This window comes from Thalassotalea crassostreae (assembly GCF_001831495.1).
Classification (GTDB): Bacteria; Pseudomonadota; Gammaproteobacteria; order Enterobacterales; family Alteromonadaceae; genus Thalassotalea_A; species Thalassotalea_A crassostreae.
Genome location: NZ_CP017689.1, coordinates 1,610,269 through 1,624,228 on the forward strand (window position 1 = coordinate 1,610,269; position 13,960 = coordinate 1,624,228).

Annotated in this window: 11 protein-coding genes; 7 read left to right on the forward strand and 4 right to left on the reverse strand. The window is 39.1% G+C overall.

Annotation, left to right across the window (positions count from 1 at the left end; all coding sequences use genetic code 11):
• Positions 1 to 94 precede the first annotated feature (94 nt).
• Positions 95 to 700, forward strand: a complete 606-nt coding sequence (locus LT090_RS06910; RefSeq protein ID WP_068545204.1) for a hypothetical protein — start codon at positions 95 to 97, stop codon at positions 698 to 700.
• Positions 701 to 922: 222 nt separating this feature from the next.
• Here LT090_RS06910 and nrdA read toward each other — a convergent pair whose 3' ends face one another.
• The 4 genes from nrdA to LT090_RS06930 form a co-directional block, all read right to left on the reverse strand.
• Positions 923 to 3,193 carry a class 1a ribonucleoside-diphosphate reductase subunit alpha gene (gene nrdA, locus LT090_RS06915; RefSeq protein ID WP_068545349.1) on the reverse strand — a complete coding sequence of 757 codons (2,271 nt, stop codon included), beginning with the start codon at positions 3,191 to 3,193 and terminating at the stop codon, positions 923 to 925.
• Between the two features lie 369 nt (positions 3,194 to 3,562).
• Positions 3,563 to 4,231 carry an HAD family hydrolase gene (locus LT090_RS06920; protein WP_068545205.1) on the reverse strand — a complete coding sequence of 223 codons (669 nt, stop codon included), beginning with the start codon at positions 4,229 to 4,231 and terminating at the stop codon, positions 3,563 to 3,565.
• A gap of 2 nt (positions 4,232 to 4,233) precedes the next feature.
• Positions 4,234 to 4,959, reverse strand: coding sequence for a bifunctional 2-polyprenyl-6-hydroxyphenol methylase/3-demethylubiquinol 3-O-methyltransferase UbiG (gene ubiG, locus LT090_RS06925; RefSeq protein WP_068545206.1), 726 nt, complete (start codon positions 4,957 to 4,959; stop codon positions 4,234 to 4,236).
• Between the two features lie 153 nt (positions 4,960 to 5,112).
• Positions 5,113 to 5,319 carry a TIGR02922 family protein gene (locus LT090_RS06930; RefSeq protein WP_068545207.1) on the reverse strand — a complete coding sequence of 69 codons (207 nt, stop codon included), beginning with the start codon at positions 5,317 to 5,319 and terminating at the stop codon, positions 5,113 to 5,115.
• A 361-nt stretch (positions 5,320 to 5,680) separates the two neighbouring features.
• Here LT090_RS06930 and gyrA point away from each other — a divergent pair, with 361 nt between their 5' ends.
• From gyrA to ihfB, 6 genes are all read left to right on the forward strand, one after another.
• Positions 5,681 to 8,386, forward strand: coding sequence for a DNA topoisomerase (ATP-hydrolyzing) subunit A (gene gyrA / locus LT090_RS06935; RefSeq protein ID WP_068545208.1), 2,706 nt, complete (start codon positions 5,681 to 5,683; stop codon positions 8,384 to 8,386).
• A gap of 150 nt (positions 8,387 to 8,536) precedes the next feature.
• Positions 8,537 to 9,622, forward strand: a complete 1,086-nt coding sequence (gene serC / locus LT090_RS06940; protein ID WP_068545209.1) for a 3-phosphoserine/phosphohydroxythreonine transaminase — start codon at positions 8,537 to 8,539, stop codon at positions 9,620 to 9,622.
• Position 9,623: 1 nt separating this feature from the next.
• A complete protein-coding gene (gene aroA, locus LT090_RS06945; protein WP_068545210.1) occupies positions 9,624 to 10,916 on the forward strand; it encodes a 3-phosphoshikimate 1-carboxyvinyltransferase in 1,293 nt (430 codons plus the stop codon).
• Between the two features lie 73 nt (positions 10,917 to 10,989).
• On the forward strand, positions 10,990 to 11,670 hold the full coding sequence (gene cmk, locus LT090_RS06950; RefSeq protein ID WP_068545211.1) for a (d)CMP kinase: 681 nt from the start codon (positions 10,990 to 10,992) through the stop codon (positions 11,668 to 11,670).
• A 164-nt stretch (positions 11,671 to 11,834) separates the two neighbouring features.
• Positions 11,835 to 13,496: a 30S ribosomal protein S1 gene (rpsA, locus tag LT090_RS06955; protein WP_068545212.1), complete on the forward strand. Its 1,662-nt coding sequence runs from the start codon at positions 11,835 to 11,837 to the stop codon at positions 13,494 to 13,496.
• A gap of 158 nt (positions 13,497 to 13,654) precedes the next feature.
• Entirely contained in the window at positions 13,655 to 13,939 is a 285-nt protein-coding gene (gene ihfB, locus LT090_RS06960) for an integration host factor subunit beta (RefSeq protein ID WP_068545213.1), read from the forward strand.
• Positions 13,940 to 13,960 lie beyond the last annotated feature (21 nt).

A 13,960-nucleotide genomic window follows, 5' to 3' on the forward strand; every position in this document is an offset into this window, starting at 1 on the left:
ATCACTGAGCTGTATGTGTTCAAAGGGTAAATCTTTGACTAAATACAATAGTTTAGCCATTATTAATTGTCACTCATTGAAAAAGGAAGCTTTCATGAAAACTAAGTTATTCTCTCTACTATTTTTAGCAAGTTTAAGTGTTAACTGTTTTGCCAAAAGTACGTCAGATATATTCTATATTTCCCATGATAGAAATGATGAAGATAATATCGAAGCATTAAGAGTCGGTGTGATGCAGAAAGATAAGGTGACAAACTTCACATTTAAAGCTGGCTTAGTTGTAACACGTGACAAGTATTTCAGCTCGCTGATACAAGATGACAATAGCCTTAAGAGCAATTTTCCCAATGAAAGTGGTCAATTCGAGTCTATTCACAACGATGATGGCTACTCTGATTATGCGGTGTCGTTGGAGCTTGGCGGCCAATATGATTTTAACAATGAATCGTTTTTAACCCCTTATATTGGTTTGAGTTTATTTACTGATGCATTTTTGACTTATTTTGCTTTAGAGGCAGGCTGTGCGGAATGTTTTGATGAAGATGTCCGTATGCATCTTGGTGCAACAGCTGAGTTGGGAATTGATTTAAGGTTCACCAAACATTTTGCGGTAAGCGCGTATCATCGAGAAGTTGTATATATTGCTAATGGCGGCAGAGATTACAGCAGTGACGGTTTGTCGTTAAATTTACTGTTTTAATTATAGTTTTCCCTTAAAGCGTAGAAAAGTGTTACATGACATACAAGGATGTATTAATGCTACGAGTTCATGGATGAACAAGAGTAGTCCCTGTATTTTCGACAAACGCTGTAAATGGAATTACGAGTGCCGTGATGCTATGGATGGCATTAGTCCCTTAAAGTAAAAAAGAAGGCCGCAGCCTTCTTTTCTAATGTCTAAATTAATACTTATAAGACCTATTTAGATCTTACATGCACCGCCTTCACAGCCGTCATCCATATCACCTTGGCTATCATCTGCACCATCACGAGTGTTGTGATAATACATGGTCTTAACACCGAGTTTATAAGCTAATAGAATATCTTTTAAAATTTGTTTTACTGGTACTTTACCGTTTTCAAATTTCATTGGATCGTAGTTAGTATTTGCAGAAATTGTTTGGTCAACGAATTTTTGCATAATTGCGACTAACTCTAAATAACCTGTGTTGTCAGGGATATTCCAAAGTAGTTCATAGTTATGCTTAAGCTTTTCATACTCTGGTACAACTTGCTTAAGTACACCATCTTTCGATGCTTTAATAGAAATCAAACCACGAGGCGGCTCAATACCATTTGTCGCATTAGAAATCTGTGAGCTGGTCTCAGATGGCATAAGTGCAGATACCGTAGAGTTACGTACACCGTGCTCTTTAATACTCGCTCGTAAACCTTCCCAATCTAAGTGTAAGTCTTCGGTACAAATCTTATCTACATCTTTTTTGTATGTATCAACAGGAAGAATACCCTGTGCTAGCTTAGTTTCATTGAACAGTGGACAAGCGCCTTGCTCTTTTGCTAACTGATTTGAGGCTTTTAATAAGTAATATTGAATCGCTTCAAATGTTCTATGTGTAAGGTTGTTTGCACTACCGTTTGAGTAGAACACACCATTCTTAGCTAAGTAATATGCGTAGTTGATTACACCAACACCTAAAGTACGACGACCCATAGTGGCATTAAATGCTGCTGGAACTGGGTAGTCTTGATAATCTAATAAGCTATCTAGGGCACGAATCGCTAAATCAGCAAGTCCTTCAAGTTCATCTAAACTGTCAATTTTACCTAAGTTAAATGCAGATAATGTACAAAGGGCAATTTCGCCATTTGGATCGTTAACATCTTCCATAGGCTTAGTCGGTAGGGCAATCTCTAAACAAAGGTTTGATTGACGAACCGGTGCAACTTTCTGGTCGAACGGACTGTGATTATTACAGTGATCAACGTTTTGTAAATAAATACGACCAGTACTTGCACGCTCTTGTGCAAATAAAGTGAATAATTCAATTGCTTTAATACGTTTCTTACGAATCGACTCGTCGTTTTCGTACTTAACATAAAGCTCTTCAAACTTGTCTTGGTCTTGGAAGAATGCGTCATATAAACCAGGTACGTCAGAAGGAGAGAATAACGTGATGTATCCACCTTTGATCAAACGTTGGTACATAGTTTTGTTAAACTGCACACCGTAATCTAAGTGACGAACACGGTTTTCTTCAACACCTCGGTTATTTTTAAGTACCAGTAAGCTTTCGACTTCTAAATGCCATAATGGGTAGAATAAAGTCGCTGCGCCACCACGAACACCACCTTGTGAACAACTTTTTACTGCTGTTTGGAAGTGTTTATAGAATGGAATACAACCTGTATGGAATGCTTCGCCGTTACGAATCGTGCTACCTAATGCACGGATGCGACCAGCATTGATACCAATACCAGCACGTTGTGAAACGTATTTTACAATTGAGCTCGTAGTCGCGTTAATTGAATCTAAACTGTCGCCTGCTTCAATTAATACACAAGAAGAGAACTGACGAGTAGGTGTACGTACACCGGCCATGATCGGCGTTGGTAATGAAATTTTAAACGTCGAAATAGCGTCATAGAAACCTTTTACATATTGTAAACGAGTTTCTTGAGGGTATTTTGCAAATAAACATGCCGCAACCAACATATATAAAAACTGTGCACTTTCATATATTTCACCAGTTACACGGTTTTGTACTAAGTACTTACCTTCTAACTGCTTAACCGCAGCGTAACTGAATGTTTTATCTCGCTCGTGGTCAATAAACGAATCCATTTGTGCAAATTCTTCAGCAGTGTAGTCTTCAGTTAAATGCTTATCGTATTTACCTGAGCCCACTAACGCTTGAACATGTTCGTAAAGTGCAGGTGGCTCATATTGGCCATAAGCTTTTTTACGTAAATGGAAGATCGCTAAACGCGCAGCTAAATACTGATAATCAGGTGTTTCTTCTGAAATTAGATCCGCTGCGGCTTTAATAATCGTTTCATGAATATCTTCGGTTTTGATGCCGTCATAAAACTGTATATGTGATTTAATTTCGACCTGTGAAACAGATACAGAGTCTAGGCCTTCAGCAGCCCAGTCGATTACCTGGTGGATTTTGTCGAGATCAATAGGTTCTTTTTCACCGTTGCGTTTGGTGACAGAAAGGTTGTTATTCATTGGTTGATTATCTTTATTTATATTTAGCTTAGCTTCAGGGGCATTCATAGGTGCCAGTTTCCTGTTCATCGTTTATAATTTTTGTTGTTGATATACACAAGATAATGAGGTTTAGGACTTATTGCAACCCCTATATATAGTGTTTGGCCATCGGTATTTTTACTTACCGTAATTAGGTTAGTAGCAACTAACTTAGTATCCTTTGTTTTCTGTCTATTAACAAAAGATCAAGATTTATTTATCGAAAAAAAAATAATTTAATAAAATTTTGGGTTATTTTCGTAGTGCAAAAATCACTGTTTTGGTGCATTTGAAATACCTAATAAATACAACAACTTAAAACGCCTGTACGATCTTTGTGCGAGTTGATTATTTCGTGAGCGACAGTATATCCAGTGGGTGTTCTAGGGTATGGTGAGCCGCCCATGAAGGGAGTTCGTCATAGTCTTTTATATAACCCCATTTGGCAATACCTGTGGTCATACTAGCAGCGTGACCTGCTTCAATGTCTCTTTTCGCATCCCCTATATATAGTATTTGCTCTGGTGCTACATTTATTTCGCGACTGGCTAAAAACATCGGCATTGGATGGGGTTTGCTTTTCGCCGTCGTATCACCACTGATGTTTGTTTTTGAATGCTGAAAAAGTTCAAATTGAGACAACAAAGGGTCGGTCAGAAAACCTGGTTTATTGGTGACAACACCCCAAGGCATCTGCTGCTGATTTAATTCTATTAATAATTGCTCAACACCATCAAAATATGTGGTGTGTGTGGCGATGTTTTTTTCGTAGTATTGAAGAAACTGTTGACGTAATAATTCTCGATCGAAATTAACCAATTCTTCTTTGAACCCCAAGTCTAATAAAGGGTAGACACCATCGGAAGCAACCATACGGTATTCTTGCGATTGTACCGTTTCAAATCCATAATGCTGTAATAGATGATTTAGCGTTGCCCCTAAGTCGTCAGCGGTGTCTAGCAAGGTGCCATCGAGATCAAATAAAACAGCATTAAAATTGGTTAGCTTCATAGTCATTGTTAGTCTTGCTCTGGCATTTTAAACGCTAAGATATAGTTCACGTCTAACCCCGGTGCAAGCTTGTGGTTTTCGGTAATAGGGTTGTAATGTATACCGGTTGTATCAAAACATTTTAATCCACATTCTTCAGCCCAGCCGATTAATTGGCTAGGACGAATAAATTTATCCCAATCATGAGTACCATCTGGAACAAGTTTCAATATCTTTTCAGCGGCAAGAATGGCAAATAAATACGATTTAGTCGTTTTATTTAATGTTGAGAAAAATACGTATCCACCAGGTTTTACCATTTGCGCACAAGCGTTAACAATAGAAGATGGATCAGGTACGTGCTCAAGCATTTCCATACACGTTACAACATCATATTGTTGTGGGCATTGTTCAGCTTTATGTTCTACAGGGATTTTCTCATAATCGAGTTCAACACCTGCCTCTAGGGCATGCAGTTTGGCTACATTCAAAGGTTCCTCACCCATATCGATACCAGTTACTTTGGCGCCTAACCTAGCTAAACTCTCGGCTAAAATACCGCCCCCACAGCCAACATCAATAATATTTAGATCAAAAAGATCACCAACATGAGAGGTAATGAAATTTCGACGTAATGGGTTTATTTGATGAAGAGGCTTAAAGTCGCCATGTAAATCCCACCATTGGCTTGCAACTTTTTCAAACTTTGCAATTTCTTCGGGATTAACGTTTAACGGTTGTTTAGTTTCTGACATGAGTTTTATTCACATAATGATGTTCTGAATTGATTCTATTACAAAGCAGACATTGAAAACAAAAAAAAGCACGTTTAAATCGTGCTTTTTATAAAATTTTTATACCAAGAAGAAGATTTGGTTAAAGGTTAGTCAATTGAGATTGGCTAACAATTAATCATCAACTCGGTCACCGATTTTATTTAGGATAGTAATTTCACCATCACAAACGGCAATAATTGATTTGTTCTTTTTAAATTCATCGGAAATGATTACTCGGCCACCATCTTTTTGCGGGAATAAAGCAACTTCATGATTTAACTCAAGTGAGGTTATATCGTAATAAAGGATGGTAACTTTGCGATCTTTAGTTTCGGCCATGATTATTCTTATTATTAGTTTAAAAGAGAGCTTATTTTGATTATTTATAACGAAGTCTGAGGGTAATGTAAACAAACTTAAATTTTTACGTTAAAAGTAAGTGACTTTTGCTTTCCTTTATTGTTTAATCAGGTGTACTTAGTAGGTTTATTAACCGTTACATTTTATCAAAAGAATTTAACGGCAATGTCCTAGAAATTTATTGATAAAAGCCGCACAATGTATCTCTGCATAGCAGACAAATAATATCGGCTTTTATCACAATAAAGCAGTGCAGTCTTATTAGCTTCTGTGCTAATATTCTGCCTCGATAATAATAATTTTGAGCATTTTTGCTGACATTTAGGGAAAGCATCGTTTTATGACCGATCTGGCTAAAGAAATAGTTCCTGTCAATATTGAAGATGAATTAAAGAATTCCTACCTTGATTACGCGATGAGTGTAATCGTAGGCCGTGCATTACCAGATGTACGCGATGGTTTAAAACCAGTTCATCGACGTGTACTTTTTGCAATGCACTCATTAGGTAATGACTGGAATAAGGGTTACAAAAAATCCGCCCGTGTTGTTGGTGACGTAATCGGTAAGTATCACCCACATGGTGACACTGCTGTATATGACACCATTGTTCGTATGGCTCAGCCGTTCTCCTTACGCTACATGCTAGTTGATGGCCAAGGTAACTTTGGTTCTGTTGACGGCGATTCTGCCGCGGCTATGCGTTATACGGAAATCCGCATGCAGAAAATCTCGCATGCCATCCTCGCAGACTTAGAAAAAGAAACTGTTGATTTTGTTCCTAACTATGATGGTCAGGAATATATGCCAGCAGTAATGCCGACGCGCATACCGAACCTTTTAGTTAATGGTTCATCTGGTATCGCCGTAGGTATGGCCACTAATATACCTCCGCATAATTTAACCGAAGTTATTAATGGTTGTATCGCGCTTATCGATAATAACGATATTACTATTGATGAATTATTTGAATATATTCCAGCACCAGACTTCCCAACAGCGGGTATTATCAGTGGTGTTGCAGGTATTCAAGAAGCGTATCGTACAGGTCGTGGTAAATTAATGATCCGTGCTAGAGCTGAAATTGAAGTTAATGAAAGCTCTGGTAAAGAAACCATCGTGGTTCATGAGTTGCCATACCAAGTAAACAAGGCTCGCCTAATTGAAAAAATGGCAGAGCTTGTAAAAGAAAAACGTTTAGAAGGTATTTCTGCACTACGTGATGAGTCTGATAAAGACGGCATGCGTATGGTAATCGAAGTAAAACGTGGCGAAGTTGGTGAAGTTGTTTTAAACAACTTATATAAGCTAACTCAAATGCAAGTATCTTTTGGTATGAACATGGTTGCTATTGATAATGGCCAACCTAAATTATTCAACCTAAAAGAAATGCTAGAAAGTTTCGTACTTCATCGTCGTGAAGTTGTTACACGTCGTACAATTTTTGAATTACGTAAAGCTCGTGAACGTGCTCACATCCTTGAAGGTCTTGCGGTAGCATTATCAAATATCGATCCAATTATTGCGGTAATCAAAAGCTCTCCAACAGCTGCAGAAGCCAAAGAGAAGCTAACCTCGCAAGGTTGGGAGTTAGGTAACGTAGCAGACATGCTTGAACGTGCTGGCGTTGATGCTGCTCGTCCTGAATGGTTAGAAGAGCAATACGGTATTCGCGATGGCAAGTACTTCTTAACGATTCAACAAGCACAAGCAATTCTTGATTTACGACTACAGAAGTTAACTGGTTTAGAACACGAAAAGATTCTAAATGAGTACAAAGAGTTATTAGACATCATTGCTGAATTACTACATATTCTTGGTTCGCCTGAGCGTTTAATGGAAGTTATCCGTGAAGAGCTTGAAGCAATACGTGAAGAATTTGGTGATGAACGTCGTAGTGAAATTTCATTGAAATCTCTTGATTTATCACTCGAAGATTTGATTACCGAAGAAGACGTTGTAGTAACGCTTTCTCACGAAGGTTACTGTAAGTATCAACCACTAAGTGAATATGATGCGCAGCGTCGTGGTGGTAAGGGTAAAGCGGCAACTAAGATGAAAGAAGAAGATTTCATCGAACGCTTATTAGTCGCGAATACTCACGATACAATATTATGTTTCAGTGACCGTGGTCGCATGTACTGGTTGAAGGTGTTCCAATTACCGCTTGCAACACGTACCGCTCGTGGTCGTCCAATCGTTAATATTTTACCGTTGGAAAATGATGAGCATATCACTGCGATACTGCCAGTACGTGAATATGAAGAAGACAAGTTTATCATCATGGCTACCGCATCAGGTACTGTGAAGAAAACACCTTTAACTGCATACTCGCGTCCTCGTGCGAACGGTATTATTGCTCTGAATCTACGTGATGACGATACCTTAATCGGTGTCGATATTACCGACGGTACGAACGACATTATGTTGTTCTCAGACGAAGGTAAAGTAGTTCGTTTTAACGAAATGCAACGTGACAGTGAAACTGGCGAAATCAAGATTGATCCAGAAACTGGTGAACAACTGCATGCATTACGTGCCATGGGCCGTACAGCAACAGGTGTACGTGGTATTCGTTTAGAAGGCGATCAAAAAGTTGTATCTTTAATCGTTCCTAAATCAGACGGCGCTATCTTAACAGTAACGCAAAATGGTTACGGTAAACGTACTGAGCTAGATGAGTATCCAGCTAAGTCTCGTGCAACTAAAGGTGTTGTATCGATTAAAGTAAGTGAACGTAACGGAAGTGTTGTTGGTGCTGTTCAGGTTGATGAGAATGATGAAATCATGATGATCACTGATAACGGTACTTTGGTAAGAACACGTGTTAATGAAGTGAGTATCATTGGACGTAATACCCAAGGTGTTCGTTTAATTCGTACCGCAGACGACGAAAACGTAGTTGGCTTACAACGAATCGAAGAGATAGAAGAAGACGAAGAGTTAGTCGTAGCGGAAGGAGATGCTCCTGAAACTGAAGCTAGCGAAACGCCTGAACAAGCAGCGCCGGAAGAAACCGCTGAAGGTGACGCTGAAACAGAAGAATAAGTTCTTCTAGCTAAATAAAAAAGAGCGGTTTTTACCGCTCTTTTTGTCTTTATAGATTATGCGATTGAGCTTATATCTATAACGTATTGTTGCTAACACTAGGTTGGCAATGGATAAAAATAAATAAACTGATGTGAGTGTTTTTGGAAAATGAGCGAAGTATTTAATTTTTGTGCAGGACCTGCAATGCTGCCTGTACCGGTGATGAAAAAAGCGCAAAGCGAATTTTTAAATTGGAATAATACCGGTTGTTCGGTGATGGAATTATCTCATCGTGGTGCTGAGTTTATGCAATTAGCAGAAGATGCCGAGCATGACTTGCGCGAATTAATGAACATTCCAGATAACTACAAAGTCTTGTTTTGTCATGGCGGTGGTCGTGGGCAATTTGCTGCGGTTCCTTTAAATCTATTACCTGAAGGCAAGTCAGCAGATTATGTCGTCACTGGTTCGTGGTCTAAAGCTGCGGTAGCCGAAGCACAAAAGTTTGGTGATATTCGTGTAATTGATGCGGTAATCGATGATAACGGCAATAAGTCAGTATTACCGAGTGAACACTGGCGCATAAATAAAGACGCCGCTTACGTTCACTATTGTCCAAATGAAACTGTTGATGGTATTGAAATTTTTGATATTCCAGATACTGGCGATATTCCTCTAGTTGCTGATATGTCTTCGACCATTTTATCTCGCCCAATTGACGTATCTAAGTTTGGTTTAATCTATGCGGGTGCGCAAAAAAACATTGGTCCATCAGGTTTAACGATTGTTATTGTTCGAGATGATTTGATTGGTAATCAACAAGCAGCAACACCAGTGATCTTAGATTACAAAGTAACTGCCGATAATGATTCAATGTTTAATACTCCTCCAACTTATGCTTGGTATTTGGCATCTCTAGTATTTCAATGGCTTAAAGAGCTTGGCGGTATTGAACAGATGGGCGCGATAAATCACGATAAAGCTCAATACTTATATAACTATATTGATGACAGTGATTTTTACCTTAACCGTATTCAATTTGCTAACCGCAGTACAATGAACGTACCGTTTTACCTTAAAAATGAAGAATTAAACGCACAATTTTTAAGTGAAGCGAAAGACGCTGGTTTACTTGCGTTGAAGGGGCATAGAATGGTTGGTGGCATGCGAGCGAGCATTTATAACGCAATGCCAATGGAAGGGGTTAAAGCCCTTGTAGAGTTTATGAAAAAGTTTGAAGAGAAGGCGAAATAAGGTGGAACAATTAACATTAAACCCAATCAGTAAAATAAACGGAGAAGTTTTTTTACCTGGTTCTAAAAGCTTATCTAACCGTGCCTTATTAATTGCTGCTTTAGCCAATGGTGAAACTAAGATCACCAATTTATTAGTCAGTGACGATATTAATCATATGCTCAATGCTCTAACAAGCCTTGGTATTGAATATACGTTAAGTGATTGTGGTACTGAGTGTCGCGTTGTTGGTAACAATGGTTTTTTTAACGTTGCCGCAAATACATCTGAGCCATTAGAGCTATTCCTCGGCAACGCAGGAACTGCCATGCGTCCTTTATGTGCGGCGCTTGCTGCAAGTGAAGGTGAGTTTATCTTAACGGGCGAACCTAGAATGAAAGAAAGACCAATTGGTCATCTAGGTGATGCACTAGAGCAGCTTGGCGCTGACTTAGAATATTTGGAAAACAAAGACTACCCTCCTTTGAAAATAAAAGGTAAAGATTTAACGGGTAGTTCAGTTTCTATCGATGGTTCTATTTCGAGCCAATTCTTAACCGCGATATTGATGATTGCGCCGTTATTGAAAACAGACACCAACATTAATATTGAAGGTGAATTAGTTTCTAAACCCTATATTGATATTACATTGGACATTATGCAACGATTTGGTGTTGAGGTTCAAAACAATGACTATAAATCGTTTACTGTTAACGGTAATCAGTCATATAAAGCGCTAGATAGATATATGGTTGAAGGCGACGCTTCTTCTGCTTCTTATTTTTTGGCTGCTGGCGCAATTAAAGGCGGCCAGATCACGGTTCATGGTGTTGGTAAATTAAGTGTTCAAGGTGATAAGCATTTTGCTGATGTGCTTGAAAAAATGGGCGCGGAAGTTCACTGGCAAGACGAATCTATTACCGTTATCGGTAAACCTTTAAGAGCGGTCGATATGGATATGAATCATATTCCAGATGCCGCGATGACCATAGCTACTGCAGCACTATTTGCCGAAGGTACGACGAGCATTCGAAATATCTATAATTGGCGCGTAAAAGAAACTGATCGATTAAATGCAATGGCAACAGAGCTTCGTAAAGTAGGCGCTGAAGTGATTGAAGGTCATGATTTCATTACTATTACACCGCCGAGTTCGCTCAAACATGCTGAAATAGATACCTATGATGATCATCGAGTGGCGATGTGTTTCTCTCTTGTTGCTTTAAGTGATACGGCTGTGACTATCAATGATCCTAAATGCACCGCGAAAACTTTCCCAGATTATTTTGATAAGTTAGCGCAGGTGTCTACATAAATTATTTTTTACGCGATTTTGAAAAATAAATGCCGTATAATCTAGCCGAATTTCTATTTAGGAGACATATTGTATGCCGGAAAGCATTCCAGTAATTACCATAGACGGACCTAGTGGCGCTGGTAAAGGAACTGTTTCAAGAAAAGTAGCACAGCAACTTGGTTGGAATTTATTAGACAGCGGCGCGATATATCGCGTTTTAGCTGTGGCAGTTCAGCATCACAATATTGATGTTGAGCAAGAGGAAGCAATAATACCGTTAGCTTCTCATTTAGATGTTGAATTTAAAATTGTTGAACATTCAGAGCCGCGAGTAATGCTCGAAGGTGAAGATGTTACCGACAATATACGTACCGAAGAAGTTGGTGCTGTAGCGTCAAAAGTAGCAGCATTTCCACGAGTACGTGAAGCGTTATTAAGACGTCAACGAGCTTTCAAAGAAGCCCCAGGTTTACTTGCAGATGGTAGAGATATGGGAACCGTTGTATTTCCTGATGCGCCAGTGAAAGTATTCTTAACGGCTAGCGCAGAAGAGAGAGCAAAAAGACGCATGATTCAGTTGCAACAAAAGGGCGTTGATGTTAATATCGGGCGCCTTTTGGATGACATACGTCAACGGGATGAGCGAGACCAGAATAGAGCGGTCGCGCCATTAGTCCCTGCAGAAGGAGCGTTAATCGTTGATTCTACTGAATTAACCATAGATCAAGTGGTAGAAAATATTCTGACATTTGCCAATGAAAAACTGTCGTAATTGGTTACTTATATAGTGAACTGATTGCGACTTTAGTTGTTTAGCGTAATTAATTATTAATTATTAATTTTTATAGCGTTTACTGCATGGAAGCACGAAACGAATTTAACTTACCCATGACACATGATGTGGATTGGACTAATAACTGAGTTTATATACAAGTTATGATGGAAAATTTTGCACAGCTTTTCGAAGAAAGCTTAAAAGAAGTAGAAACACGCCCTGGTTCAATTATCAAAGGTACTATTGTACGTATTGAAAAAGACAACGTTCTAGTTGACGCTGGTCTTAAATCTGAATCAGTTGTATCAATTGACCAATTCAAAAACGCTGCTGGTGAAGTAGAAGTTAGTGTTGGTGACCAAATTGATGTATCTCTTAAAGCAACTGATGATGGTTTCGGTGAAACTATTCTTTCTCGTGATGATGCGAAACGTCACGAAGCATGGCAGTTCCTTGAAAAAGCGTACGAAGAAAAAGAAACTGTTGTCGGTGTTATCAACGGCAAAGTTAAAGGCGGCTTCACTGTTGAAGTTAGCAACATCCGTGCTTTCTTACCAGGTTCATTAGTAGATGTACGTCCAGTACGTGACACTGCTCACCTTGAAGGCAAAGATTTAGAATTTAAAGTTATTAAGCTTGATCAAAAGCGTAATAACGTTGTTGTATCTCGTCGTGCTGTTATCGAAACTGAAAGCAGCGTTGAACGTGATCAACTTCTTGAGTCTTTACAAGAAGGTCAAGAAGTTAAAGGTATCGTTAAGAACCTTACTGACTACGGTGCGTTCGTTGATCTTGGCGGCATCGATGGTCTACTACACATCACTGATATGGCTTGGAAGCGTGTTAAGCACCCAAGTGAAATCGTTAATGTTGGCGATGAAATCCCAGTTAAAGTTCTTAAGTTCGACCGTGACCGTACTCGTGTATCACTAGGTATGAAGCAGTTAGGCGAAGATCCATGGGCAGCTATAGCTAACCGTTACCCAGAAGGTGCTAAGCTTACTGGTCGCGTAACTAACTTAACTGACTACGGTTGTTTCGTTGAAATCCAAGAAGGCGTTGAAGGTTTAGTTCACGTTTCTGAAATGGATTGGACTAACAAAAACATCCACCCATCTAAAGTTGTTAACTTAGGTGACGAAGTTGAAGTTATGGTTCTTGAAATTGACGAAGAACGTCGTCGTATTTCTCTAGGTCTTAAACAATGTATCCCGAACCCATGGGAAGAGTTCGCTAAGAACTTCAACAAGGGTGACAAAGTTTCTGGTAAGATCAAGTCAATCACTGACTTCGGTATCTTCATCGGTCTTGACGGTGGTATCGACGGTCTTGTTCACCTTTCTGACATTTCTTGGAATGGCGGTGAAGAAGCAGTTCGTGAATACAAGAAGGGTGATGAAATTCACGCTGTTGTATTACAAGTTGACCCAGAGCGCGAGCGTATCTCTTTAGGCGTTAAGCAAACTGAAGACGATCCATTCAACATGTACCTTGCAGACAACAAGAAAAACGCTATCGTTACTGGTACCGTTATCGAAGTTGACGCTAAAGGCGCTAAGATTGAATTAGCAGAAAGCGTTGAAGGTTACCTACGTGTAGCTGACATCTCTACTGATCGTATTGAAGATGCATCAACAGTTCTTAAGACTGGTGACAGCGTTGAAGCTAAGTTTGTTGGTGTTGATCGTAAGAACCGCACTATCAGCCTTTCTATCAAAGCGAAAGACCAAGCTGAAGAACGTTCTGCAATGGAAAACTTAAACCAAGCTGAAGACACTGGTTTAAGCGCAATGGCAGAAGCATTCAAAAACGCTAAAAACTAATTGAAATTTAACAATTTACGTTAAATTACAAAGTTTTTTGTAAAAATTAAGAAAGCCGCTAACACTAGCGGCTTTTTTGTGCTTAAATTAATGTATTGATAAAAATAGTAGTAAAAAAGTACTTGTTATTAAAGACAAAATTTTACGGAGCTGAAAAAATGACCAAGTCTGAACTAATAGAAAGATTAATTGATAAACTCGATCATTTGTCTGCCAAAGATGTTGAACTGGCAATCAAAGACATTCTAGAGATGATGGCTAATACTCTTGAGCAGGGCGATCGAATTGAAATTCGAGGCTTTGGTAGCTTTTCATTGCACTATCGTGCACCACGCACAGGACGTAACCCTAAGACTGGGGAATCGGTTGAATTGAGTGGAAAATACGTACCTCACTTTAAACCTGGTAAAGAATTACGTGAACGCGTAAACGGTAGTATATAGAGCACGATTAACTTATTAAAC

Excerpts from the sequence above, each read along its gene's own strand:
- nrdA (WP_068545349.1), bottom strand. The coding sequence starts at position 3,193 with ATGAATAACAACCTTTCTGTCACCAAACGCAACGGTGAAAAAGAACCT.
- LT090_RS06920 (WP_068545205.1), bottom strand. The coding sequence starts at position 4,231 with ATGACTATGAAGCTAACCAATTTTAATGCTGTTTTATTTGATCTCGAT.
- LT090_RS06930 (WP_068545207.1), bottom strand. The coding sequence starts at position 5,319 with ATGGCCGAAACTAAAGATCGCAAAGTTACCATCCTTTATTACGATATA.
- ubiG (WP_068545206.1), bottom strand. The coding sequence starts at position 4,959 with ATGTCAGAAACTAAACAACCGTTAAACGTTAATCCCGAAGAAATTGCA.
- serC (WP_068545209.1), top strand. The coding sequence starts at position 8,537 with ATGAGCGAAGTATTTAATTTTTGTGCAGGACCTGCAATGCTGCCTGTA.
- gyrA (WP_068545208.1), top strand. The coding sequence starts at position 5,681 with ATGACCGATCTGGCTAAAGAAATAGTTCCTGTCAATATTGAAGATGAA.
- rpsA (WP_068545212.1), top strand. The coding sequence starts at position 11,835 with ATGATGGAAAATTTTGCACAGCTTTTCGAAGAAAGCTTAAAAGAAGTA.
- ihfB (WP_068545213.1), top strand. The coding sequence starts at position 13,655 with ATGACCAAGTCTGAACTAATAGAAAGATTAATTGATAAACTCGATCAT.
- LT090_RS06910 (WP_068545204.1), top strand. The coding sequence starts at position 95 with ATGAAAACTAAGTTATTCTCTCTACTATTTTTAGCAAGTTTAAGTGTT.
- cmk (WP_068545211.1), top strand. The coding sequence starts at position 10,990 with ATGCCGGAAAGCATTCCAGTAATTACCATAGACGGACCTAGTGGCGCT.